Source organism: Bartonella sp. AP30XZML, from assembly GCF_042195945.1.
Lineage (GTDB): Bacteria > Pseudomonadota > Alphaproteobacteria > Rhizobiales > Rhizobiaceae > Bartonella.
This window is the reverse complement of record NZ_JBHIPJ010000118.1, coordinates 157,576-184,502: the sequence shown is the minus strand read 5'-3', so window position 1 is coordinate 184,502 and position 26,927 is coordinate 157,576. Positions and strand designations below refer to the sequence as shown.

Annotated in this window: 14 protein-coding genes; 3 read left to right on the top strand and 11 right to left on the bottom strand. The window is 37.4% G+C overall.

Translation table 11 applies throughout. The features are described 5' to 3' along the window. Positions 1-8 precede the first annotated feature (8 nt). From addB to trxA, 3 genes are all read left to right on the top strand, one after another. Positions 9-3,128, top strand: a complete 3,120-nt coding sequence (gene addB / locus ACFIL2_RS09885) for a double-strand break repair protein AddB (RefSeq protein ID WP_375680115.1) — start codon at positions 9-11, stop codon at positions 3,126-3,128. Between the two features lie 2 nt (positions 3,129-3,130). Beyond that, the gene (gene addA, locus ACFIL2_RS09880) at positions 3,131-6,607 is read left to right on the top strand and encodes a double-strand break repair helicase AddA (protein ID WP_375680116.1); all 3,477 of its coding nucleotides are present in this window, start codon (positions 3,131-3,133) and stop codon (positions 6,605-6,607) included. A 178-nt stretch (positions 6,608-6,785) separates the two neighbouring features. Continuing rightward, complete coding sequence (trxA, locus tag ACFIL2_RS09875; protein ID WP_375633656.1) at positions 6,786-7,109, top strand: thioredoxin; 324 nt, start codon at positions 6,786-6,788, stop codon at positions 7,107-7,109. A gap of 678 nt (positions 7,110-7,787) precedes the next feature. Here the strand turns inward: trxA and tsaE are convergent. The 11 genes from tsaE to gyrB form a co-directional block, all read right to left on the bottom strand. After that, positions 7,788-8,258, bottom strand: coding sequence for a tRNA (adenosine(37)-N6)-threonylcarbamoyltransferase complex ATPase subunit type 1 TsaE (tsaE, locus tag ACFIL2_RS09870; RefSeq protein ID WP_375633657.1), 471 nt, complete (start codon positions 8,256-8,258; stop codon positions 7,788-7,790). 51 nt (positions 8,259-8,309) lie between these two features. Then, a complete protein-coding gene (locus ACFIL2_RS09865) occupies positions 8,310-10,775 on the bottom strand; it encodes an ATP-binding protein (RefSeq protein WP_375633658.1) in 2,466 nt (821 codons plus the stop codon). A 33-nt stretch (positions 10,776-10,808) separates the two neighbouring features. Beyond that, positions 10,809-12,206, bottom strand: a complete 1,398-nt coding sequence (ahcY, locus tag ACFIL2_RS09860; protein ID WP_375633659.1) for an adenosylhomocysteinase — start codon at positions 12,204-12,206, stop codon at positions 10,809-10,811. A gap of 712 nt (positions 12,207-12,918) precedes the next feature. Then, a complete protein-coding gene (locus ACFIL2_RS09855) occupies positions 12,919-13,917 on the bottom strand; it encodes a complex I NDUFA9 subunit family protein (RefSeq protein WP_375633660.1) in 999 nt (332 codons plus the stop codon). Positions 13,918-13,959: 42 nt separating this feature from the next. Beyond that, complete coding sequence (locus ACFIL2_RS09850; RefSeq protein WP_375639487.1) at positions 13,960-15,279, bottom strand: bifunctional folylpolyglutamate synthase/dihydrofolate synthase; 1,320 nt, start codon at positions 15,277-15,279, stop codon at positions 13,960-13,962. Between the two features lie 4 nt (positions 15,280-15,283). Next, the gene (gene accD / locus ACFIL2_RS09845) at positions 15,284-16,204 is read right to left on the bottom strand and encodes an acetyl-CoA carboxylase, carboxyltransferase subunit beta (RefSeq protein WP_012754464.1); all 921 of its coding nucleotides are present in this window, start codon (positions 16,202-16,204) and stop codon (positions 15,284-15,286) included. 982 nt (positions 16,205-17,186) lie between these two features. Further along, entirely contained in the window at positions 17,187-17,906 is a 720-nt protein-coding gene (locus ACFIL2_RS09840) for a sulfate transporter family protein (RefSeq protein WP_375633662.1), read from the bottom strand. 1,888 nt (positions 17,907-19,794) lie between these two features. Further along, a complete protein-coding gene (gene coaBC, locus ACFIL2_RS09835) occupies positions 19,795-21,216 on the bottom strand; it encodes a bifunctional phosphopantothenoylcysteine decarboxylase/phosphopantothenate--cysteine ligase CoaBC (protein WP_375633663.1) in 1,422 nt (473 codons plus the stop codon). A gap of 68 nt (positions 21,217-21,284) precedes the next feature. Further along, positions 21,285-22,871: a 2-polyprenylphenol 6-hydroxylase gene (gene ubiB, locus ACFIL2_RS09830; RefSeq protein WP_375633664.1), complete on the bottom strand. Its 1,587-nt coding sequence runs from the start codon at positions 22,869-22,871 to the stop codon at positions 21,285-21,287. Positions 22,872-22,873: 2 nt separating this feature from the next. Next, on the bottom strand, positions 22,874-23,656 hold the full coding sequence (ubiE, locus tag ACFIL2_RS09825; RefSeq protein ID WP_375617479.1) for a bifunctional demethylmenaquinone methyltransferase/2-methoxy-6-polyprenyl-1,4-benzoquinol methylase UbiE: 783 nt from the start codon (positions 23,654-23,656) through the stop codon (positions 22,874-22,876). A gap of 118 nt (positions 23,657-23,774) precedes the next feature. Beyond that, positions 23,775-26,207: a DNA topoisomerase (ATP-hydrolyzing) subunit B gene (gene gyrB / locus ACFIL2_RS09820; RefSeq protein WP_375680117.1), complete on the bottom strand. Its 2,433-nt coding sequence runs from the start codon at positions 26,205-26,207 to the stop codon at positions 23,775-23,777. Positions 26,208-26,927 lie beyond the last annotated feature (720 nt).

Here is a 26,927-nt window from a genome sequence, read left to right as displayed (position 1 = left end):
GAGATCATATGACTTATAAACCACGTGTCTTTTCTATATCTTCTGGAACGGATTTTTTGCCTCACTTTGTTGATGCACTGCTCTCTGGTAGCCTTATTGATAATTTTGCTCCCAATGGAGATATTCAAACTGCTCTTGCTGATAGCCTTATTTATGTTCCGACACGTCGTGCTGCGCGCGCTTTGCGTTTAGCTTTTGTTGAAAGAAGTAATACACAATCAACCTTTTTGCCAACTATTCGTGCTCTAGGAGATGTCGATGAAGACAGTTTCCTTTTTGTTGAAAATCATACCAGCACTCTGAATCCACCCATTGGAAAAAGTGAACGCTTACTGCTTTTAGCGCGCCTTATTCGTCCATGGCGTGAAAATTTACCTGCGCATCTGCGTGCCATGTTTGGTACAGAAGATGTGCTTATTCCGGCTCATAGTGCTGATGCAATTTGGTTTGCTCAGGATTTAGCGCATTTGATGGATGAAATTGAAACAGAAGGAGCAGATTGGTCGAAACTTAAAGATATTGCACCTGATATGGTCGCTGAATGGTGGCAAATAACGCTTGACTTTCTGACTATTGTTACGCAAAATTGGTCCAAAATCTTGAAAGAAAGACAACGAAGCAATCCCGTTGAATGGCGTAATCAAGCACTCACAATGCATGCAGAGGCTTTACGACGTATGCTGCCTGATAAACCGATCATTGCAGCTGGTGTGTCGGGTTCTATGCCCGCAGTTTCTCATCTTTTAAAGGTTATAGCTTCTCTGCCCAAAGGGGCTGTTGTTCTTCCTGGTCTTGATCTCTATATGGATGAAGAACAATGGAATGCATTAAGCACAAGCAATAAAGAAAAAACAGCTTGCGATTTTTTTGATCCAGCAGAAAATGTTTTTAGCCATCCTCAATATCATTTAAAAAAACTTCTTTCTCTCATGGAGTGTCAACGTCATCATGTTTGCGAAATTGGCCAACAAAGTAGCACAAAGAAAAGACGAATGGCTCTTTTATCAGAGGCACTTCGACCAGCTTCTACGACAGATAAATGGATACAAATTGTCCGTAACGATTATGAGGCTCTTTGTGCAGACTGGTCATTTATTGAAGCTATCAATGAACGTGAAGAAGCTCTCGCTATTGCTGTTGCTTTACGCAAAGCTATTGAAGAACCCCAAAAAACCGCAGCTCTTATTACAAATGACCGTAATTTAGCACGCCGTGTTGCCGTGGAATTACAACGATTTGGAATTGAAGCAAATGATTCAGGGGGAATACCACTTGCCCAAACATTGCCTGTAACTCTCTTACGACTTATCTTAGAAAATGTATTGCAACCTGATGATCCCATTGCTTTTCTTTCTCTTCTTAAACATCCCCTTACAACACTCCAACAAAATCGTCATCGTTTACGGGAAATGGCAGAAAATTTTGAACTTTTTGTTCTTCGAGGGAATACAGGGCGCATCAATCTTTGCAAGTGTGATCAATTTCTTGAAAAATGGATTGAAACATACTTTCATAATAGTTCTGAAATCAACGCTCTTGATCAGCAGAAATGTGAAGAAGCACGTTTCCTTTGTCATCTTTTGAGGACAGCTGTTGAACCTTTAACATCTCTTATGAAACAAGAGAAAGAATGCACCATCAACGAAGCTGCGATAGCAACTGTTGAAGTTTTTGAAAATTTTGGTCGCAATGAGGATAATTCTCTTGCACATCTTTATCAACACGAAGCAGGACAAGCCCTATCAAAGTTTTTACGTGAATTGGTCAGTGATCAATCAGGATTAACATTTCATCTTTGTGAATGGCCTGCTATGTTTTCTGCTATAATAGCAACTCGTTCTGTCGCACCTTCGCCTGGAGGACATCCACGTTTATTCATCTGGGGTACTTTGGAATCGCGTTTGCAAACAGTTGATACAGTGGTCATCGGCGGCCTTAATGAAGGGTCATGGCCGATATCAACCCGAAATGATGCTTTTTTATCGCGACCGATGAAAATGATGTTAACTCTGGAACCACCAGAGCAGCGTATTGGTCTTTCTGCGCATGATTTTCAATGGGCAATGGGAATGGATAAAGTGGTGATGAGTCGCGCATTGCGCGTTAATCATACGCCTTCCATTCCTTCACGCTGGCTACAACGCATGGAAACAGTTGTAGGAAAACAGGTTTGGGAACAAATCCGTGAACGAGGTGAAATACTACGCCATTGGGCAAAGATACTTGATCATACAAGCATAACTTCTGAGGTGGAACGTCCTTGCCCTTCTCCACCTCTTGATATACGCCCGCGCCATTTTTCAGTCACTGAAATAGAAACATTGCGATATGATCCCTATGCTATTTATGCCAAAAAAATCTTAAGGCTCAAACCACTTAAAGAACTTATTCATGATCCTAGCGCTTCAGAACGTGGAACACTTTATCACGCTATTCTTGCGGCTTTTTGTACACAAATGAAAAATCCAAATGATGCAAATGCACTCAACGTACTGCTTTCTATTGGACGTAAAGAATTTGATAAATTCAACTTTCCACCCGATATTGAAGTAATTTGGTGGAATAGTTTTGAAAATCTTGCTCCACGCTTTATTCAATGGGAACAAAGTTTAGGACTGCGAGAGCGATATTCGGAAGTGGTATCACAAAAAATCCCTATAGGAACAACAGGGGTAACCCTTTCAGGACGTGCTGATCGTCTTGATGTTTTGCCAGATAAAACGGTTGAAATTCTAGATTTCAAAACCGGAACGCCTCCTTTATCAAAACAAGTTCGTGAATTATTATTTCCGCAATTGGCTTTAGAAACAGCTTTACTCATACAAGGGGGCTTCCCAGATTTTCAAGATTTTACACCTTCAAATTTATTTTACATTCCCCTTAACAAAAAAGGTGAAATTAAATCCCAATCAATTCTTTTAAAGAAAAAAGACGGAAAAACTTATCTAAGTGCTGTTGATCTTGCTGAAAATGCATGGGAAAATCTTATCGCACTCATAATTTATTATCAAAATCCACAACAAGGCTATCTCTCACATGCTGTCCCCATGTCAAAACGATATGAAGGTGACTACGACCATTTGGCTCGGTTGTGGGAATGGTCAAGTGGTTTTCATAAAGAAGAGTAATCATGACGTTTTTTTCTATTCCTGAAGCCGCTCTTGATGCACAAGCAACAGCAACACATCCCCAAAAAAACGTGTGGGTTTCTGCAAATGCTGGATCTGGAAAAACCCACGTTTTAAGTGAACGTGTTATCCGTTTGCTTTTAAACGGTACGCCTCCAGCACGTATTTTATGCCTTACTTATACAAGAGCTGCTGCTGCTGTTATGCAATCACGAATTTTTCGCACGCTTTCCAGTTGGAATGAGCTCGATGATGCACAGCTGCAAGAAACCTTAACACGGTTTGAAAAAAAAACTGTTAATGCGCAAAAACTAACTTATGCACGGCAACTCTTTGCGCGTGCCCTCGAAACGCCTGGTGGCTTAAAAATCCAAACGATTCATGCTTTTTGTGAATCTCTCTTGCATCAATTTATGTTAGAAGCCAATATTGCAGGGCATTTTGAACTTCCCGATGATATCAGTCGAAAAAAATTACGACAAGAATCTCGTCGTCAACTTTTAGCTCGTCGTGATGTACAACCTGCTTTGCAACAGTTACTTCAAGTTATTAGCGAACATACTTTTAACCAATTGCTCTATGAGGCAGTTGAAAAGCAACATAAATTGTCTGATTTTTTATCTTCTCTTTTATCTGAAAATGGAGAAGAAAAATTGCGCGCGCTTTTTAACTTAGCGCCCAATGAAACAAATCAATATCTTCTGGAACAAATTAAACAAACAGCGCGCCTTCCTCTTTATGCTCTTAAGCATTGTGAAATCAATGGTAATCAAAGCTTTAAGGATATGGTGGCAAAACTTTCCCAATTAGAAAAGGTGCATGATGAGACAAATATTCTCAATCTTATTTCTGATGTTTATTTTACAACAAAAGGTGAGCCGCGTAATTTTTCACATTTATCTCATAAAAAATCAGACGAAATTTGGCCTTTTATTCAACAAATGCTTGAAGATAAACAAAACAAGCTTTCTGTTCTTTTAGAAAAATATCAATGCGCAAAGGTTGCCACCCTCAATATGGCTGCTTTTCAGCTCTGTACTATTTATCTCAAAATTTATAAGAATCTAAAAAAGTCCAATGGCTTCTTAGACTTTGATGACCTTATTGAGCGTACACTTCATTTGTTACAGCGCAAAGGTGCAAGCCAATGGGTGCACTATAAACTTGATCAGGGACTTGATCATATTCTACTTGATGAAGCACAAGACACCAACCCTGAGCAATGGCAAATTATTCAACTGTTGGCACAGGAATTTTTTTCAGGGTATAGCCAACGAACAAACATACGGACTCTTTTTGCTGTTGGAGATGAAAAGCAATCTATTTATTCTTTTCAAGGCGCTGCTCCAGAAAATTTTGCTGCAAATGGACGAATTATTCAAAAAAAAGTGCAACAAACAAATCAACAATTTGAAAAAATACAACTGCATTATTCTTTTCGCTCTACAGCAGATGTTCTTAAAAGTGTTGATCTTGTTTTTGAAACACCAGAAAACTATAAAGGGCTTTCGGCAGAAAATACAAAAACGGTGCATGAAGCTATCCGTATTCACAGTCCCGGTGAAGTTGTTATATGGGATGCCATTTCCAAAGAAACGAGTGACTTTCCTCAAGATTGGCATACAACTGTTAATCATTTAGATACACCTGAAGTTCGTTTAGCAGAAAAAATTGCTGAAACGATTGCCGACTGGTTACAAAAAGGCGAAATGCTTCCAGCAAAAGGACGCTTAATACGTGCAAGTGATATTATGATCTTGGTCCGTAAACGTGATCAATTTGTCTCAGCTCTTTCCCGTGCTCTTAAACACCGTAATATTCCCGTAGCAGGGGCTGATCGTTTACAGCTTACCAAACATATTAGTATCCGTGATTTAATGGCGCTTGCGCGTTTTGTTTTGCAGCCACAAGATGATCTTTCTCTTGCTTGTGTTTTAAAAAGCCCACTTTTTGCTCTTAGTGAAGAGGAACTCTATCAGCTTGCCGTACACCGCACCGGCTCTCTTTGGCAAAGTCTGTGCGCGCATATATCATCGCAGGTATCTTTTAAAGATGCTTTTGAAAAGCTAAACCATTATCGCGCTTTAGTGGATAAAATACCAGTTTTTGAATTCTATAGCTATATTCTGAACAATGATAAGGGACGACAAAAAATTCTGTCTCGTTTAGGATCTGAAGCAAATGATGTGCTCGATGCTTTTATGGATTATACGCTCACTATTCAAAAAACAGGATTACCAGGATTACAAGCTTTTTTAGAAACATTAAGTGCAAGCGAACCAGAAATTAAACGTGAATTTGAACAAAGTAATGAAGAAATTCGTATCATGACTGTTCATGCTGCAAAAGGACTAGAGGCTGCTGTTGTGTTTTTAGTCGATCCTGGTAGTGCGATTTGGCATCCTCAGCATGCGCCTCACTTTCTTAAAGTTCCTTTAAACAATGCACAATGGAACGGAAAACAAGCCTTTATTTGGCATCCCAATGAAAAGTTTGATACAAAACTCTCTAAACAAGCAATTTCATATTTAAAAGAGCGTGCAGAAGAAGAATATAGGCGTCTTCTTTATGTAGGAATGACACGCGCTGAAGATCGCTTGTTTATTTGTGGGTATAAAGGTCCGAAAACGCCATCTCATACATGGTTACAACTCGTAAAAAAAGCCCTCGAACCGCATGCCCTTGCTATAAAAGATTCTTCGGAAGATATTGCAGCTTGGCGTTATTGCATTACACCTGCTTCTTCTGCTTCTATAAACTCAAAAGTTCCTTCCGCTGAATGCCAAACCTTACCACCTTTGCCTGCTTTTTTCTCTCATAAAGTACCAGCAGAACCAGTGTTACCAAAACCGTTAAAACCGTCAGTGGCGAGCCTTTCCATTGAAGCTGATACAGAGCTGTCCTCAAGTCCAAAACAGCTTACCACTTCACCTGTTTTAGGAGCCATGAACACAAACAGAGCTTTTTCCATTGAATATGGTAATCTCGTTCACCGATTGTTACAATATTTGCCCGATTGTCCCCCACAAAAACGTCGAGATTATGCTCGAAACTATCTCAATATCAAAGCCTCTCATTGGCATGAGAGTCAAAGAGAAGATGCTCTTTGCCATATTTGGAAAATATTAGATCATGTTTATCTCAAACCCCTTTTCTCTGAGCATTCACGTGCTGAGGTCTCCTTAATGGGTATTGTGAAAATTCGTGGAAAAGAACAAGCAATCTCTGGTCAAATTGACCGTCTCTACATCAAGCAAAACAGCATTATCTTTGCCGATTTTAAAACCGGAACTCCACCAGAAAATGAAGCTGCTATTGCTTCCCATCACTGGTTGCAAATGGCCCTTTACCAAAAATTGTTGCAAGCTATTCATCCCGATAAAGATATCCAGGCTCTGCTTATCTACAGTAAAGAAGCCAAAATTTTTAAACTTCCTCCAGAAAAACTTGAGGCATTTCTTCGTGAAGTTGCCTTATAAGTTACTCTTTTCCTTGCAAAGCATTTTTACATTTTATTTACTTTCATAAAATCGCTCAAACAAACACAACGCACAATCCCTGGTGTAAAAAAGTCCTTTAATAATTTATCTTTGCAATAACTTGATATGAATTGTTATTATACCAATCTATAAAAAGTGAATATAAAAGGATAAATAAATGACGTGTATAAAAGTTGATAAGGACAATTTCGAAAGTGAAGTTCTAACCTCTTCCATCCCTGTTGTGGTTGATTTTTGGGCAGAATGGTGTGGCCCTTGCAAAGTGATTGCTCCAATTTTGGATGAAATTTCAATAGAAATGCAAAATCAAGTTAAAATTGCTAAGGTAAATATTGATGAAAATCCGGAACTGGCTACCCAATACGGAGTACGTTCTATCCCTACATTATTAATGTTTAAAAATGGAAATATTTCATCGAATATGGTTGGCGCTACCTCTAAAGGACGTCTTTCTGAATGGATAAAAGATGGGCTTAGTTAATTCCACATATAATCACTATAAAGGAGAGAAATTTTGTCTCTCCTTTTGACTTTTTTAAAATATTCTTTTTTGATTATATTATAATGAAAAGACAATAAAAATCAAAATTTTAAATGAATTTAAGAATTCATGCTTTTATGCATGTTTCAATTGACTATTTTTTATAAAAAATTGCTTTGTATGAAGAATATAGGCAATTCTTTCCTTATAGGCGCGTTAAAAATATTAGGTGAATGATAATTTCATAAAGGTATTTCTTCTTAGATAAGACTATTGAAATAGATAGTGTTTTCAACACATAAAAGGAGATTTTAAGCAAAAACTTTGCAAATTACTTTTCTGAAGCTCACAATTTTTAAGCAGAAAGAAACAAGCAATTCACTACAGGTTATATAATGCTCTTCTAAAGGGTTACCACTTCAATTTAAAATTCTCTTATACTATTCTCTAGAATCAAAATTGTAGGTATCAGATTCTCTAAAATAAATTGATGAATTCCTATAAATTAACGGCTGTCCTTTGCAATTTATGTCATTGTTATATGAAAGAGTCAGCATTTCGTTTCATCTTCCATGGTTGGTACCTCCATGAATCCTTCTTTATGTTGTCCATCATCTCAGATTTCATAGGTAGTATTGAGGTATTATCAAATTAAAAAATGATGATGTTCATGTTTTTTTAAAATGTACGAATTGCGAAAGACTGTTGCAAACATTCAATGGAATGTTGCGCTGATCTAACTGTTACATGACGCCCATGTTCTTTATAGTGTAAGGTGACTGCAAAAGTGGCAAGCTCTAAAAGAGCTGTATTTCTTTCTGGCCATTCAACAAGTAAAATATTTTTCTCACGAGCTTCATGAAGCCCTAATTCATCAATTTCTTCTGCCATAGAAAGGCGATAAAGATCAGCATGAATAATTTCAAACTTTGGAAGTTGATAGCTTTGCACAAGAGTAAAAGTAGGGCTTGGAACATCCATAGTGTTATTGTTCGCAAGTGTTTGAATGATTGTACGTGCAATGGTTGACTTTCCAGTTCCAAGATCCCCTTGCAGCGTCACAAGATCTCCTGGCTTTAAAGAAAGAGCTAAATTTTGTGCAAAAAGCTTTGTTGCCTCTTCATTTTCAAGAAAAAAACTAAAATTCATTAAAAGTTCCATGAAATGGATGAAAAATTTTTGTTATCATAAAGGTTAAAATTAAAAAATCTTATCTCCTTTGGAGAGTGGGAAAAAACATTTAACTGTTGTTCCTTTTCCAGAACCGGTAAGAATTTCAACATGTCCACCGTGTAGTTCAACGAAACTTTTTACAAGGGAAAGGCCAAGACCCGCTCCCGCACGCCCACCATGGTGTGAATGGGAAGAAAAACGTTTAAAAATACGATCAAGGATGTCTTCTGGGATGTCAGAGCCCTGATTGTGAACGCTAAAGACAATGTTATCATCTTGTTCATCGACGCAAAATTCAATAGTACTCGCCTCCGTTGCAAAATTAATAGCATTACTCAGTACATTCACAAAAATTTGATGCAAGCGCTTTTCATCAGCAGAAATAGAATTTAAGGAAGGAGAAATTTGTTGTAAAAGCGTAATATGACGTCCATTAAGGCGATCTTCTACACGTGCTACTGCTTGTATCATAGCATCGGCAATGTTAACCGATTTTATGTCCAACTCCATAATGCCTGCATCAAGGGTAGCAAGATCAAGAATATCGTTAACAATATTTAAAAGAGTTCCTGATTCTGAATGAATGTGTTCAAGATATTCTTGTTGACGTTCATTGATAGAGCCGAAAATTTGATCACGTAAAATATCGGAAAATCCAATAATATTGGTGAGAGGTGTGCGTAATTCATAAGAAACATGTTGGACAAATTCATTACGCAAACGATCAGCACTTTCTAATGCTTCATTTTTTTCTTGAAGAGCACGCGCAACATGGACAGTGTCCGTAACATTCACAAAAGTAAGCATCGTTTGTCCATTAGGAAGAGGGACCAGAGTATAGTCAATAATCATATCATTTTTAAGATCTATACGACCTGAAAATGTTTCACGTTTTTCAGCAAAACCGGTAATGAATTTGGTAAATTGATCCCATTCTTGTCCTAAGGTTAAGGCTGAACAATGGCTTTGTAACTGTGTAATATGGGTCCCTTCTACAAGTAAATTATAAGGAAGAGACCACAATTTCGACAAGGCAGGATTCGATAAACGAAGGCGTCCATCAGTACCAAAAACAACCACGCCTTCGGAAAGTTTATCAAGTGTTTCACCTTGTATTTTAATAAGTGTATTATAACGGCGTTCAAGATCAATTTTTTCTGTAAGGTTTTCGTAAAGCCAAGTGACACCTCCTTGTGGATGAGGGTTCGAGATAACACGCACCGTACGCCCATCTGGAAGATTCCAAATTTGTTGGTTCGATTCTGTTTGTCGATAGGCTTTAAAAAGTTCTTCTTTCCATGCGCGCCAATCGGGGTGTGCAGCAATGAGCCCTTTTTCACGTAGACGTTCAAGAAATAATGTATGGCTTGGTTCACTTTCTAAAAAGGAAGTCTCCAACGGCCATAAAATTTTAAAAGCATGATTACAGAATTTTAATTTTTGGTTTGTATCAAAAATAGCTACAGCTGTTGAAATTTGGTCAAGTGTTTCACAATGGCTTTGAAGGACATAACTTAATTCATGAGCAATATTTTCATATGCGCTGTCATCACGCGCAAAAGCTGCCATCCCTTCGGCTGTTGTAATACGTGTGAGATGAAAACGATGTCGTTCTCCATCAATAACTGTGTGAACATGTTCTTGAAAAATTGTTTCTGTTTCATTTGTTTTGCGTTGTGTATTTTCATTGAAAAGATCCCCCACTTCATCACTGCCTTCACGAAAATCTGTCATTTCTCTAAAGGCGCGATTGATAAAACAAACTTTTCCTTCACAATCTTTTATCCATACGGGCTCTTGAATAAGATCAAGAAGATTACGCTGCATTCTCAGTTCAGTAAGAAGGCGGGCGATATCTTTCTGTAAACGAGCATTTTCACTCTGTTGTTTTGAGATATCTTGAAAACGAGCAATAGCGACTGTTCCTGCGATGACTCCTGTAACTTGCAGCAATACATTGTTTGTGGTGGTGATAGAAAGATCAAAAGGGTGACATTTACAACGTAGTTGAGTCAATGCATAATCAAGTTCTCGAAGAGAATTTTCTTCAACCCAGAGCTCAAAACGCTGAAAATCTTTCTGGTCGATTCCTATTTTTTGCAATGCAGAAAGGGCACCAACGACACGGGGTAAGGTTGTTGGATTTTCCCAAATAAGAAGGAATTGCTCGGTTTCTTCCAGAAGCCATTCATAATATTTAAGTTTTTCAGAAAAATTTGCCTGAATTATCTTCAAAGTCTTCTGTGCAGTTTTTTTTGCACGCATAATAACAGCTAGGCACGTGAGAAGTGAAGCACAAGAAATTCCTCCACACAGCGCTAAAAGCAGCCATGGACCATTCGGCAAAGTGAAGAAAAATGGTAAATAACCTTCCAATGACTGAGCAACAGCGCATGTTGGAGAAAAAAAGAAAAAAAGGCAAAATATATACGCATAGATTCGAATCATTTTTTGAGCTTTTTCTTTGGGGTTATAGTCACCAAAGCTGCGCACGATATCTTTCCCTTTTTTAACCCAAGGAAATGTTTAGTAACGGTAATGGTTTGGTTTATAAGGTCCTTGTGGTGTGACTCCAATATAGGCGGCTTGTTCTTCTGATAAAACACTTAATTTTATTCCTAACCGATCAAGATGTAGACGTGCAACTTTTTCATCAAGATGTTTAGGCAAAACAGTGACTTCATTTGTATAGTGTTCTGCACGGGTAAAAAGTTCAATTTGCGCTAAAACTTGATTAGTAAACGAGGCTGACATGACAAAAGAGGGATGCCCAGTCGCATTCCCGAGGTTTAACAAACGCCCTTCAGAGAGCAAAATGATGCGTTTTCCATCGGGAAAGGTGATCATATCAACTTGTGGTTTAATATTTGTCCATGGCAAATTTCTAAGGGCTGCGACTTGGATTTCGTTATCAAAATGACCAATATTTCCAAGAATACACATATCCTTTACTTGTCGCATATGGTCTAAACGAACAACATCTTTATTGCCTGTTGTCGTGATGATAATATCAGCACTGGAAGCAGCATCATCCAAATTAACAACTTCATAGCCATCCATAGCTGCTTGAAGAGCGCAAATAGGATCAATTTCTGTTACTTTAACACGAGCCCCAGCACCAGAAAGAGATGCTGCTGAACCTTTTCCTACGTCACCATAACCACAGACAATGGCAGTTTTACCAGCGATCATCACGTCTGTTCCACGTCGAATACCATCGACCAATGATTCTTTACATCCATATTTATTATCAAACTTTGATTTAGTGACGCTATCATTGACATTAATAGCAGGAAAAGGCAAAAGCCCTTCTTTTTGTAACTGATAAAGACGGTTTACACCTGTTGTGGTTTCTTCGCTTACACCTTTAATTGCTGCGCGCTGTCGTGTAAAAAATCCTGGCGTTGCATCCATACGCTTTTGTATTTGTTTGAAAAAAATTTCTTCTTCTTCTGTTTTTGGATGCGATAGGATATCTTTATTTTGTTCTGCACGACTTCCCATTAAAATATAGTTTGTGGCATCAGCGCCATCATCTAAAATAAGATTGGAAGGATTACCATCTGGCCATTGGAAAATTGCATCTATATAAGTCCAATATTCTTCCAATGTTTCACCCTTAACGGCGAATACAGGAATACCAGTTGCGGCGATAGCTGCTGCTGCATGGTCTTGCGTAGAAAAAATATTGCTAGAGCTCCACCGTATATCGGCGCCAATCGCTTTTAATGTTTCAATTAAAACAGCTGTTTGAATTGTCATGTGCAATGAGCCAGAAATACGCGCTCCGCGCAAAGGTTGATTAGAGGAAAACTCCTTACGACAAGCCATCAAACCAGGCATCTCAGTTTCAGCAATATCAAGTTCTTTACGACCATAAGCGGCAAGTGCAATATCTTTGACAACAAAATCTTGAGCTGCCATTCTTTATTCCTTTAAAATAAGTTTTTCCAAGACGGTAGGAGAAATTAAAAAAAAATGCAAGACAAGAAGAGGACTTCTTTATGTGAAAAAGCTCTTTTAAAATCTCCATAAATTTGTGCAACAAATATGCATTTATGAATCTGAATAATGATGTTACTGATAGAATAAGAGATCTTCATGATAAGTCTTATTATATAAACAAAACTCTATCCTTTTCACGTAACTTTAAAGCTTTTAAAAATCTCCAAAGAGAATACCTTTTAAATAATAAAAATTGTGCATTGCTTCACAGTTTTTATATCGATTTTTTATGGGATAATATCGAAAGTATTATACTCGTATTCTACTCACTTATGCGGTTGTTGAAAAAGGAAGAATTACTTTAATCTCATTATTAAGCTTTCTACCAAAATAATATAATGCAAAGTCATAGGTTATCATATTTATGAATAGGCAATTCAGAATCGGTTCTTTAGGATTCCAATGTTGCATCTGCTCTTGGATAAAGACAGTTTATAAGAAGTGCTTTTCTCCTGTTTTCAACGATTTTTATCAAAATACTATAGGTATACGATTAAACATTTTTTGTGATACTGAATAGAGCATTTAAAACGCAAAAACATTACTCTATTGAGCATTCTGATTTCAGAATCGCTAACAACGAGCTATAAATTATAAATCAAATAATAACTCAGTTTTGGAAAAATTTATTCTAGACGTGTAAGTTTTGGGAAAATTGACCATGTGGACGAAATCGCCAAAGATAACTTGGCAAGAATGCAGCCATTGCTCTGGGGGTAATTCCCGCACCTTCTAGAGTATATCCATTCTCTATAGCCTCTTTAGAAACAATGTTATCCATTTGCAAAAAACGTATCTGATTGGCTGTTACAAGTGTTGGTACAAAAGGCAATTTACCGATAGTTCCCAAAATTCCTCCAATCAATAGACCAGCAGAAAGAGGTATGGATAGGATTGTTTTTTTACGGTGAATAATTTTGAGTATATTTTCAAGAGTATTTTGAAAGGTAATAATCTGGGGACCACCAAGATCATAATTTTTTCCCCAAGCAACCTGTCCATCTAAAGCGCGCGCGATAAACTCAGCAACGTCACCAACATACACGGGTTGCAATTTGCTTTGCCCACCCCCAAAAAGAGGCATAATTGGTAAAAAACGTGACAAATCTGCTAAGGTGTTAAAGAAACAATCCTCTGGTCCAAAGATAACGGATGGACGGATAATAATTGCTTGAGGATGCTTGTTATGAACGATTTGTTCACCCATAAACTTAACACGTGCATAAAGACATGAAGCATTCTCGTTAGCCACAAGTGCTGACATATAGATGAGCGGAATAGCAGCTTGTGCTGTTAATTCAGCAACATTGTAAGCACCATCAATTTGTGTGTTTTTAAAATTCGATTGATTTGCTTGTTTTAAGCTACCAGGTAAAAACACTGCCGCATCAGCTCCAAGCAACGCGCGTGCAACAGAGGCACGATGCTTGATATCCGTTTTAAGCATTTGGGTTTGTCCTACTTCTCCTATTTGGAGCATGTAATAAGCTTTTTGTGGATAACGAACAGCGATACGAACGCGATATCCCCGCTTAGTCAAAGTTTCAACGACATGTCGTCCTACAAAACCAGATCCGCCAAAAACAGTAATAAGTTTAGGATGTTGATAAAGTGCACAATCAAGTTGCATGATTAAAAAGTCTATCTTTCAAAGCTTTAAAATAATCAATTTCTAGCATGGAGGTGTTTTATTGTCACGTAAAATATCGCCCGCAAGATAAAGGGAACCACTAATAAGGACAATTGCCTCTTTATATTCGGCTCTAATCTTATGCAAAGCATCTTGTAGATGTGCTTGTGGAGTAGCAAAGATTCCTGCTTTTTGCGCTGATTCAGCTAATTTTATTGGAGAGATACTGGCATTATTGTTAATTAGCGGTATCGTATATATTTTATCGACAAGGTTCGCTAAGGAACGAAAATAACCGACAGCATCTTTGGTATTGAGCATGCCAGCAATCATAATAATAGGACGATCTGTTTTTTTTCTCCATTGTGTAAGTTCTGCTGCAATAACTTTTCCAGCAGCAGGATTGTGACCACCGTCTAACCATAAATCAATATTAGGAGACAGTTGATCAACCAAATGTCCTTGGATAAGATGTTGCATCCGTGCGGGCCAATAGATATTTTTCAAAGCGTCATTTATGGTTTGTTCTGAAAGTTGAAAACCTGCTTGACAAACTGCTTCAAGAGATGCGCCAGCATTGGCAACTTGGTGGTCTCCAATAAGGTTAGGAAGTGAAAGATCCATGAGACCTTGATTGTTTTGAAAAACCATACGTCCATGTTCTTTATAACTTTGATAATCTTGATCAAATAGAGAATAAGGTGCTTTATTTTTATCGGCAAGGGGTATTAAAGTAGCAAGAGTTTCTTCATAATTTTGCTTCCCGATGACTACTGGAACATTTGGTTTGATAATTCCCCCCTTTTGAAAAGCGATTTGAGCAATTGTGTTTCCAAGAAAGTTCTCATGATCATAATCAATGGGCATAATAAGCGATACAGCTGGTTTGTTAATGACATTGGTAGCATCAAAACGCCCTCCCAACCCAACTTCTAAAATGACAACATCAGCTGGATGTGTACTAAACAGCATAAAGGCAGCGGCTGTAAAAATTTCAAAAATAGTAATCGGCTCTTGACGATTTACTTTTATAATTTCACGGATTGTCTCAGCCAATTGGTTTTCTGTAACAAGTTGACCACCTCCTTTTTGACCTAACCGGCAGCGTTCATTCCAGTTGACGAGATGAGGTGAGCTATAGACATGAACGCAGTATCCTGCACTTTCTAAAAGAGCACGGCAAATCGCTGAGGCAGATCCTTTGCCATTTGTTCCAGCGATGTGAATAATAGGGGCAAGTTTTAAATGTGGATTACCAAGACGCTCTAAAAGGTGAATAATACGCTCTAAAGAAAGATCAAATTTTTTCGGATAATTTTTTAGTAAATCATCTACCACCTTTTGTATTTGGCTTTGTTGCATAAATTTAAGCTGCTTTTGTTGTAGAAAGCGATGTTTGAGAGTCTGTAGGGGATGGATCGGAAGGGTTAAAAACAGCAGGGCGTTTCATCATCAAACGTAAAAGACGCGCAATCGTTGTTTTCATTTCTAAACGTGAGACAACCATATCAATCATACCATGTTCGAGCAGATATTCACTACTTTGAAAACCTTCTGGTAGGGTTTCGCGTATAGTTTGTTGAATCACACGTGGACCAGCAAAACCAATCATAGCGCCAGGTTCAGCAATGTGAATATCACCAAGCATGGCGTAAGAAGCAGTAACACCACCGGTTGTTGGATTAGTCAGCACAACAATATAGGGAAGTTTTGCTTCTTTCAACATTTCAATCGCTACGGTTGTACGAGGCATTTGCATCAACGAGAGTGTTCCTTCTTGCATGCGTGCGCCACCAGAAGCAGAAAAAAGAACTAACGGGCGCCTTTCGGCAATGGCAGTATCAAAAGCTTTAATAATAGCTTCTCCTGAAGCCATACCGAGTGATCCACCCATAAAGGCGAAATCTTGAACGGTTGCAATGATTGGTAAGCCTTCAATCGTACCACGTGCACTTAAAATATTATCATCAACACCAAGTTTAGAACGATAATCTTTTAACCGGTCAATATAGCGTTTTTCGTCACGAAATTTTAAAGGATCTGTTACAACTTTTGGATTTTCAAGAGCTGTATAAACACCATCATCAAAGAAATGCATGAGACGATTTTTAGCGCTGATACGCATATGATGGCCAGAATTGGGAGCTACAAATTGATTAGCTTCCAGATCTTTATGGAAGATCATTTCACCACTGGTAGGATCTTTAATCCATAGATTTTCTGGAATTTCACGGCGCCCCAATATAGAGTTAATTTTAGGACGAACATAATTTGTAATCCAGTTCATCTTTATAACCTTCCTTTAAATATTACACATCTTTCGCATGATTTGAAAGAATATGAACCTAAGCAGTCACATTTGCTTTACCGATGGAACAAAGGAGTCTATTTAATACTTTTATCAGTGTACGTATAGCTTGTTTTTTAACTTTTTAATTTTCCAATATCATAACAATCATATCTATGAAGAGTATTCCCTATAACAAATTTCTCATAAGTTTAAGAACTTACATGTTTTTATTTTTTTACTTTGGTATTAAAATTCACTCCTTGCGATGGTTAACAAATCCCTTATTTTTTAATAAAAATGAATATCCAATTAATCACTCGTATCAACGGTTCTGAAGAAAAGAAACCTTATAATATAAGGCGTTAATAAGGCTAAAATAATCCATTTAAAATACTGTATAAGACGACATCATATTAGCGAAACGCTAACATCAGAGCAAGATTTTTTTCAAAAGGTTTTTTTAAAGCGCGTGCTTTTCACAATTAAAATAGAATACGCTCAAAATACCATTATATTACTCATTTACGTGTTTATTTTACACAGATATCTTTCAATAATTTCCAAAACTCTCTTATGAAGAGTATACACTCTCCATGAATGGTATAAAAGACATTATGCTATCCGTTTTTACTGAAATAGAAAGTACAAAGCGACACCATCATATTCTTTTTCAGTTTTCAATACGACGATAATGTTTGCATTAAGAGGATTCATATAAAGATATTTCACGCCTTTTTGAAAGTACTTTTATCCGCACACCACCTCCGTTTATGACATATTAACAAACGATTTCAATTGACCTAATATGAATAGGATTAAAATGAAAAACCCTCATAATATTTAGGTTTTTCACTCATGTTGTGAAACGATAAGTTATCATTATAAATCAATATATTGCTTTAATAAAAGATAAAGCATAAAATTTTATATTATGTTTTCTTTGGCTGGCAAGTTTTATTAACCTTAAAGTCAAGGAACACTATTTTTGTGTAATGCGTGCCATGGTCTTTTGGGAAAGCATTTTGTGTAAATATGTCATAAAGGCAGCTGCAAAAAGCGGTGTTGCTAAATTAAGAATTGGAATCGAAACAAAAAGCGCTATCAATAATCCTGCGCCAAAAACCGTTGTGTAATGAGTATGTAAAAAAGCACGGGCATCTTGTTCTGTTCGAAAACGGTAAGCCGCAAACAAGAAATATTCATGACCGAGCAAATAACCATTAATAAGATAAAAAGCAATTAAATTAATACCTGGTATGAAGAATAAAATAAAAGCAATTCCATTACCAAGAAGGCTTAAAATAACAAATTTAAAGGAAATGATAAGAGAACGCTGAAACGGCAAAGCTTGTCCAATAGGCTCGTTTGGGTAATCCTCTTTTTCAATGATTTCAGCAGCAGAGTCAATGAAAAAACCACCAATCATAGCTGAGATCGGTGCAATCAAAAAAGCCAACAAAAGAGCCAAACCAAGATTAAAAATGATAAGCATGCTAAAACCAATCCATCCCGCCCAACTAGGGAGTCCAGGAAGAAATTGAGCAATCCAGGGCCAAAAGTAAGACACAAAAAGTTGGTGCACACATAACCATAAAATGGTGAGAATGAAAAAAGTAACCCCCAATGCTTTCAGTATCATAATACGATATTGCGAGGTCATAAGACGTTGTAAAGCACGATAAGCAGCAGTAAAAATCATAGATTAATAAACTAAGGAAAGAAGCAAAAAAAACAAGAAATATATTTAAAGTATGTACAGTGTAATTTTTTCTTTCTTTGAATTACAAGATTTTTTTCAAGAACATTATAAAAAACGGTTAAGGTTTCTTTGTTAAAAATAAAGTTTGAATAAATAGAAATTTTGATTTTTAAAAACAAAGAAGAATTTAAAAAGTAGCTGTTGTAGAAGAAATTTTTAGTATTTTTGTACATAGTGTAGATTATTGCGTTTATATGATATATGTAAAAAATTAAGGAATAAGAACTATTTGGGAGAAAAGTTGTTTACTTCTATTTATTCAGTAGAGTTATCTAACTTCGTTTATCTAAGTGCTTAATTGTTTTACACAATTCCTAAAATTCTGTACTTTTCTACTATTTGGCGGCATGCTTTTGCCCCTCGCTTTCAAAAAAATATTGAGTTCAATGGAATAGGGGTAACGTAGTAGCTCCGTAGATATTCTAATTTTGGGCAACAGAATGATTAATATGATAGAAGTGGAAAAAATAAGCTTAGGCGATTGACCGTCCGATCCCATAGAAGAGCAGTTTTTTGAGGAAGCAAAGAAAGGGAGAAACCACGGATGCTTAAAAATGATGAGATTTTGAATTTTAAAAGCTATAAGTGCAATGAAGTAAGCATTCATTGAAGCACTTTTCATACAAGTGGTGCACTGTATCAAATAATTTTTAGATAATAACACCACTAATTTATCGAAGAGAATTGATCATTTTCAACTTGAATAAGAATCCCAAATATAGAAATATTCTTTAATTTCAAAGACTCTATTCAACATCAAAAAATTATTTACGTACACATTATAGGCGAGACCAATGTATGGATACAAAGCTTTCAATAAAGGAATAAAAATGCTTCTCATGAAACATCACAATGTGAGGATATCATGGATAAAATTCTAGTTTTTGTGGTCTTGGTATTCTGGAGAGAGGACACATACATTTAATTTTAAAGACCGATCACTGAGAAAAATAATAAAGGCTTCAGTTTCATAAACTTATAGACAGTGGTGCAGTGAATTTTGTCTACACTCTTTATAAGCGTCAGTGTGAGATATGCTTCAAATTGCATTGAGATGTTATAATATCATTGATTTATACATTATTTTTCATAGCGAATAAGAGCTCAAAATAAAGTTTTCATATTTTCTCATTAGCTGCTCTCATCATGAAACAATCAAAATCATTTATTTGCATATCATAAATATGACCGATATGTGGATAAAAACATTGAAGAAAGAAAATGCTTTTTATAAATTTTATCCATTACAAGAGCTTTGTCAAAATTGATGGTAGCCAAAGTGAATGATAGCTTGTTTTTTTTATAAGCTGGCGAGACAGTGGTGCAATAGATCCTACTTTTATGAAGGCTAGGGTGAGATAGGATTTTTTAAAAAAACATTTCCCAACGCTCATCACACCCATTTCGCAACAGCGTTTGTGAATGGTATATGGGTAAAGCTCTCGTGAATAATATAAAACTTATAGGGCATCACTAACTTTACGCTTAATAAAAAGAGCACGCTGGCACCATCATTCTCAGTGTTTGTCCGAGACAAGCCCTTGGTTCTTGAGACGGTCCATTATAAGCGCTTTTAGTTCTTTCTGAAACGTTTTGTATTCATACAGTTATCCTTGTTTACAACGTGCAAGAAAATGATTTTTATTGATTCAACATGAGAGAGATTGGGAATGAGAGAATCTTATGATATTTGGGATTCTAATTTAATATGAACAATGCGATATTATCATTATAAACCAGAAATATTATATACTAATTGAGATGGATAGACACCTATTGTCAGTTCTATTTTATAAGGTGTTTTAATATCAACGCGTTTGAAGAGTTCTTATTTGCAAAGGGGTATATTTTCCTCATGAGGAGTAGGTGTTTTGGGGGCAAAAAATGATACAATCACGTTTGCTAATTTTTGCGCTACGTGTTGTTTACTCATATGGGGCCATTGTTCAACTTTTTTTCTACTTACGAGATAAACTTGATTTGTATCAGCGCCCATGACACTTGTACCATCTAGTTGAAGAGAAATATCATTAGCAAGAATGAAATCAGCTCCTTTTTCAACACATTTTTTTTGTGCATTGGCAATGATATCACATGTTTCAGCAGCAAAACCAATGACCAATGAGGGGCGGTTTGGAGCGTGTCCAATCGTTGCTAAAATGTCAGGATTTTCAACCATATGAAGGGATGGTGGTATTTTATGAGCATTCTTTTTAATTTTGTGTAAAGACTGCGTTTGACTGCGCCAGTCACAAACAGCGGCAACAAAGATAGCACCATCAGCAGGCAATGCGGTTTGAACGGCTTGTAACATCTGTTGTGCTGTTTCAACATGAATGGTTTTTACTTCTTGTGGGTCTGCGAGATTAACAGGTCCACAAATAAGTGTTACTTTTGCACCCAAATGTGCAAGAGCGGTTGCGATGGCATGACCTTGTTTACCTGAAGACCGATTAGCAATATAACGCACTGGATCAATTGGTTCATGGGTAGAGCCAGAGGTAACGATGAAATGGCGGTCAGAGAGAGGTTTTTCATGCACATTCAAAAGATTCTCTATGGTAGCGACAATAGTTAAAGGTTCGCTCATGCGTCCATATCCCATCTCGTCACGTTCAGCCATATTTCCGATTTCTGGTCCGATGATATGAACGCCATCTGCGCGCAATTGTGCAACATTGCGAATAGTGGCTGGATGCGTCCACATGGACGGATTCATAGCGGGTGCAATCAAGAGTGGACAGCGTGCCGCTAAAAGAATGCAATTAGCCAGATCATCTCCTATGCCATTGGCTATTTTTGCAATACGGTTGGCTGTAGCAGGAGCTAAAATAATCAGGTCAGCATCACGTGCTAATCGGATATGTCCGATATCGTGTTCTTCTTCGCGTGAAAATAAATCAGTATATACAGTACCACCGCTTAAAGCTTCAGCGACTAAAGGCGTAATAAATTTTTGCGCTGCTTTTGTCATCACAACTTTTAAATGTGCTCCACGTTCTTGTAAACGGCGAATCAAATCAAGTGCTTTATAGGATGCAATACTTCCACCAATAATAAGAAGGAGAGATTTTGATTTCAATGATTGCATTTCAACAGCGCTAGCATGAAGGGGTTGTGTGGTGAGAAGAGAGGGATTGCTTAAAAGGCGCCGGACTTCTTCTTCCATAGAAATACCATTTTGCGCGGCGCGTATGCGCAAAGCTTCTTTGGTTTCAGGAGACAGGTTACGAATGGTAATACTGGCCATAAAATACCTCCAAGAAATAAAATGATTGCAATGATTTCATTGTTGATATTTTTAGCATATTAAGGAGATTAGAAAAGATGAAAAAAGTAAAAAGTAAGACAAGCGCAACAAAGTGCAATGATGAAAAGACTATAACGACCATAACGGTTTCTGTGACTTTGTTCTACAGCAAGTTGTTTGAGGGTAGCATGAGAAAGATTAAAACCTGTTTTTCTCATTTGATTAAAATCTTCTTCTATTTGTTGGAAATTTTGAACCAATTGTGGTGTTTTGCGTGCCAGCGAAAGGAGAGCTTGTGCTCCTTCACTAAAGTCTTTTGCAACGCCTACGGGTCCTAAATTTTTACTAATCCATTCTTTGACAATGGGTTCAGAAGCTTTCCACATATTAAAAGTGGGATCTAATGTGCGGGCAACACCTTCCACGACAACCATCGTTTTTTGCAGCAATAAAAGTTCAGGTCGCGTTTGCATGTCAAATAATTCAGTGACTTCAAACAATAAAGTGAGCAATTTAGCCATGGAAATGCTTTGTGCTGATTGTCCGTGAATTGGTTCGCCAATAGCGCGGTTGGCTTGCGCAAAGCTTTCAATATTATGGTGTGAAGGAACATAGCCTGCCTCAAAATGGGCACGTGCAACTCGATGGTAATCGCGGGTAATAAAGCCGTAAAGAATTTCAGCAAGGAAATGCTTTTCTTTTTTTCCAAGCCGTCCTGTAATACCTAGATCAACAGCGACAATACATCCTTTTTCATCTACAAATAAATTACCAGGATGCATATCGGCGTGAAAAAAACCATCACGCAGTGTATGACGAAGAAAAGATTGAATAAGCGTAATAGCAAGCGCCTTCAAATCAAATCCTGCTTCTTTGAGTTTGGAAGTTTCGGATATTCTTATACCATCAATCCATTCCATTGTAAGAACATTACGTCCTGTCCGTTCCCAGTCAATACGTGGAACCCGAAAGCCTGTATCATGTTGAATATTTTCAGCCATTTCAGATATAGCTGCTGCTTCTAAGCGTAAATCCATTTCAAGTCGTGTTATTTGTGCTAAAGTATCCACCACACAAACAGGACGAAGCCTTCGAGAGGCAGGGATATAGCGCTCTTGCAAATGAGCAATGAGATAGAATCCTCTAAGATCTTTAGAAAAACGTGCTCTGATATTGGGACGAATAACTTTTACAGCACATTTTTTCTTATGGCCAGTTTCATCACTGTATTCAGCTGGATGAACTTGAGCAATAGAAGCGGCGGCAATGGGGGGATAAAAATTTACGAATAAATCATCAATAGAGCGACCAAGAGAACTTTCAATTTGAGCAATAGCGGCGGTGCAAGAAAATGTTTGGACACGATCTTGTAGTTGTGACAAATCTTCCGCAATATCACGGCCGACAATATCAGGCCTTGTTGCAAGAAATTGACCAAGTTTTATGTAAGAGGGTCCAAGCTTATTAATGGCATATGAAATATTTTCAGATCGCTGTTTCTTTTTTGTTTTGCGTCGTGCTAATGCACTCGCTATACGATGACATAGCGCTGGAAATCCTTGAAGATCATCATGAGGAAGAGCACTTAAAACACCTTCACGTGTTAAAACCCATCCTGCACGCATCAATTGAAAGTAAGGGGAAATTTGCACCATTTTTAAATTTTCCAACCTGAATGCAGCGCTGCAATCGCACCGGTGAGATTGCGGTACGATACCCGCGAAAACCCCGCATGCTTGATCATATGGGAAAAATCATCTTGCTTAGGAAATTTGCGGATAGATTCAACCAAATAACGATAAGCATCGCCATCATTTGCGATAAATTGACCCAGCTTAGGGATAGCATGGAAAGACCAAAGATCATAAATTTTATCGAGCCAAGGCATCTCGACATTTGAAAATTCTAAACATAAGAAACGTCCACCGGGCTTTAAAACACGAAAAGCTTCTCTAAGAGCTTGATCAATATGAGGAACATTGCGAATTCCAAAAGCAATCGTGTAAGCGTCAAAGCTTCGATCTTCAAAAGGTAGATTTTCTGCATTGGCTTCAACAAAATCAATCAGAGGGGCAAGACCATTTTTTTGTGCGCGTTTTTTGCCAACGCTGAGCATTGAGCCATTAATATCAAGCACCGTAGCATGGGCTTTTTGGCGTGAAGCATTAAGAATACGAAAAGCAATATCACCTGTACCGCCAGCGACATCAAGAACTTTCCAATGAGAAAGTGCTGGTGGGGAAAGCCAAGCAATCATGGAATTTTTCCACACACGGTGTAGCCCTAAGGATAAGATATCATTCATCTTGTCATAATTTTCAGCAACAGAATGAAACACACCATCCACCATGAATTGTTTTTGTGTTTCATCTACTCTTGTAAAACCAAAAGAGTGCTCCATGCCACCCTTGGTTCCTACACGTTCTGTTTCAATTGCCATGTATATGATCTTCCTTATTTTTCTTTTATCGTAAATGAAATAGAGAGGGAATGTTCAACTACGAAAAAACAACGTATAAAACTACGACGTTTACACAGCCAAAAACAGAAGAGTACCTTTAGATATCAAGATTGGCAACGCTTAAGGCATTGTCTTGAATAAAAATACGTCTAGGTTCAACTTCATCACCCATGAGACGAGAAAAGAGTGAATCTGCATCGGTTGCATCATTAATTTTTACTTGTAAAAGAGAACGTGCATTGGGATCAAGCGTTGTTTCCCAAAGTTGTTCAGCATTCATTTCCCCAAGACCTTTATAACGTTGAAGAGTAACACCTTTTTTACCGTTTGTAAAAATGCTCTCTAAAAGGCTCATAGGACCAAAAATACGCTCTGTTTTATCTTTGCGACGTAAAAGAACAGGAGGATGATATATGTCGATAAAATTTTGGGAAATGCGATCAATTTGGCGTGCGTCAGTTGAATTTATAAGTCCCACATCAAGCGTAACAACATCTTTAACACCACGCAAAATACGCTCAAAACATAAACTTCCATCTGCTGTATATTGTCCACTCCAACCTTGTTCCATATCATCAGCAATCAGATTAAGGCGGTGTGCTGTAGTATCTGCTATTTTTTGCGCTTTTTCTTGTGTTGCAAAGACTTCAAGATTAAAAGCGCCAGCAATTGCTGCTTGTTCAACAATATTACGGTCATAACGGGTATGAAGACCATTTAAAAGTTGACGTAATATACGAGCATCTTTAGCGAGTTGATACAAATCAGCCCCTGCACGAACTTCTCCCGTTGAAAGCTCAAGCGTTGTTTCTTCTAATCCAGTATCGATCAAGAATTCTTCAAACGCTGCTTCATTTTTAATATATTGGGAAGATTTTCCACGCGACACTTTATAAAGAGGAGGCTGAGCAATATAAAGATGTCCACGTTCAATCAACTCGGGCATTTGTCTAAAAAAGAAAGTGAGCAGCAGAGTACGAATATGGGCTCCATCAACGTCCGCATCCGTCATGATAATAATCTTATGATAACGTAATTTATCCGGTGAAAATTCATCCTTCCCGATAGACGTTCCAAGAGCTGTAATAAGTGTTCCAATCATATCAGATGAGAGCATGCGGTCGAAACGTGCTCGTTCAACATTGAGGATTTTACCACGAAGGGGTAAAATTGCTTGATTTTGACGTGAGCGCCCACTTTTTGCTGAACCGCCAGCCGAATCCCCCTCGACAATAAAGATTTCTGATTTTGCGGGATCTCGTTCTTGGCAATCGGCAAGCTTTCCTGGTAGAGAAGTGATATCAAGCGCCCCTTTTCGTCTTGTTAGTTCACGTGCTTTGCGTGCTGCTTCACGTGCTGTTGCAGCTTCTACCACTTTACTAATGAGAAGTTTTGCTTCATGAGGATGTTCTTCCAGCCATATTGAAAGACCTTCATTGACCAAACTTTCAACAATAGGGCGCACTTCAGAAGAGACTAACTTATCCTTTGTTTGTGAAGAAAATTTTGGATCAGGAACTTTGACAGAAAGAATAGCTGTTAATCCTTCACGGCAGTCATCACCGGTTAAGTTCACTTTTTCTTTTTTAGTAATACCTGAAGATTCAGCATAGCCATTAATTTGGCGTGTAAGGGCACTTCTGAAACCTATCAAATGAGTTCCACCGTCACGCTGAGGGATATTATTGGTAAAACACAAGACCTTCTCATGATAGGAATCATTCCACCATAGGGCAACATCAACGCTCATACCATCCTTTTCACTTGCAATATAAATAGGAGTATCAAGCAGAGCTTTTTTTGATTGATCAATATATTTCACAAACTCTATTAATCCACCTTCATAATGCAATTCAACGGATTTAATATCAGCATGACGCTCGTCAACAAGAAGAATATAAACCCCAGAATTTAGAAAGGCTAATTCCCGTAAGCGGCGCTCCAAAATTTCAAAATCAAACTCAACCATAGTAAAGGTTTCAGAGCTTGGTAAAAATCTAATTTCTGTTCCACTTTCTTGATCGCAATCGCCAACAACTTTTAATGGAGCATCAGCTACCCCATGGGTAAATGATATTTCATGAATTTTACCATTGCGTTTGATTTGCAATTTAAGCCAAACGGATAATGCATTCACAACAGAGACGCCAACACCGTGTAATCCGCCTGAAACTTTATAAGAGTTTTGATCAAACTTTCCGCCGGCATGAAGCTGTGTCATAATAACTTCAGCTGCAGAAATACCTTCTGTTGGATGGATATCTGTCGGAATTCCACGTCCATTATCACGAACAGAACAAGAACCATCAGCATGGAGTGTGACGTTTACAAGAGTTGCATGACCGGCTAAAGCTTCATCGATAGCATTGTCTACAACTTCATAGACCATATGATGTAACCCCGATCCATCATCAGTATCACCAATATACATACCAGGACGTTTGCGTACAGCATCAAGACCTTTGAGAACTTTGATAGAAGCGGCATCATAGTTATTGCTTTGTGCTGGTGAGGTTATTTCATCACTCATAAGTTAGTCCATTCCTGTGTTCAATTTACAATATTTTATCCGCTTTTTTTAAAGCTCAATGTTCTGATCAGTTATTTATGGAATAACCACATTAAATATTTACCGTATATCAGATCTAGATTCAATATCTGTCGATATATAATGGAGAGAATGATAAAATGATAGTGTACTGTTATGCTGTAAAACACTAGGGCGGTGATATAAGGCGAATAAACACTTATGACTTATACAAAAAGCTGTTTCATAAACGATGCTATTTACTTTGTTTATTTTTGCATATACGTTCTGTTTCAGAATTAGTTATGCATTTTGTGTTACACTAATAAAGGTCTCACTTGTTTTATCCATAAATCAATTTTTCAATCCTAATTCTACCATATATTTAAAACAAAGGTTGCGAGCTCTCTAAGCAGTTCAAACTTTTGTATGTTAGATTGAGGCGAAAATATTATGTATATTGGTTTGTGTCATCTTTAAAATGTGAAAAAAGCTTTATTTGAGGAAAATATAAATGCGTAAATGTAAAAACATGTTTCCACGATCATCTTTATATTCAACTTTACAATTTAAAAAAAACGTCTTACGGTGATGTTTTTGAATAAGGAGGGTAATGACGCATTATCTTACGCTTTTGTTTCTTGTATTCTCGTGAGGTTGCATCGCTCATTCAAAACAAAACGCCATTGTACTGTTTATTCACGCACTTTTTTAAGGAGCATC

Coding starts and splice junctions, on each gene's coding strand:
- coaBC (WP_375633663.1), bottom strand. CDS start 21,216: ATGGCCAGTATTACCATTCGTAACCTGTCTCCTGAAACCAAAGAAGCT.
- ubiB (WP_375633664.1), bottom strand. CDS start 22,871: ATGGTGCAAATTTCCCCTTACTTTCAATTGATGCGTGCAGGATGGGTT.
- ACFIL2_RS09840 (WP_375633662.1), bottom strand. CDS start 17,906: ATGATTTTTACTGCTGCTTATCGTGCTTTACAACGTCTTATGACCTCG.
- ACFIL2_RS09855 (WP_375633660.1), bottom strand. CDS start 13,917: ATGCAACTTGATTGTGCACTTTATCAACATCCTAAACTTATTACTGTT.
- ubiE (WP_375617479.1), bottom strand. CDS start 23,656: ATGGCAATTGAAACAGAACGTGTAGGAACCAAGGGTGGCATGGAGCAC.
- tsaE (WP_375633657.1), bottom strand. CDS start 8,258: ATGAATTTTAGTTTTTTTCTTGAAAATGAAGAGGCAACAAAGCTTTTT.
- trxA (WP_375633656.1), top strand. CDS start 6,786: ATGACGTGTATAAAAGTTGATAAGGACAATTTCGAAAGTGAAGTTCTA.
- addB (WP_375680115.1), top strand. CDS start 9: ATGACTTATAAACCACGTGTCTTTTCTATATCTTCTGGAACGGATTTT.
- ACFIL2_RS09850 (WP_375639487.1), bottom strand. CDS start 15,279: ATGCAACAAAGCCAAATACAAAAGGTGGTAGATGATTTACTAAAAAAT.
- gyrB (WP_375680117.1), bottom strand. CDS start 26,207: ATGAGTGATGAAATAACCTCACCAGCACAAAGCAATAACTATGATGCC.
- accD (WP_012754464.1), bottom strand. CDS start 16,204: ATGAACTGGATTACAAATTATGTTCGTCCTAAAATTAACTCTATATTG.
- addA (WP_375680116.1), top strand. CDS start 3,131: ATGACGTTTTTTTCTATTCCTGAAGCCGCTCTTGATGCACAAGCAACA.
- ahcY (WP_375633659.1), bottom strand. CDS start 12,206: ATGGCAGCTCAAGATTTTGTTGTCAAAGATATTGCACTTGCCGCTTAT.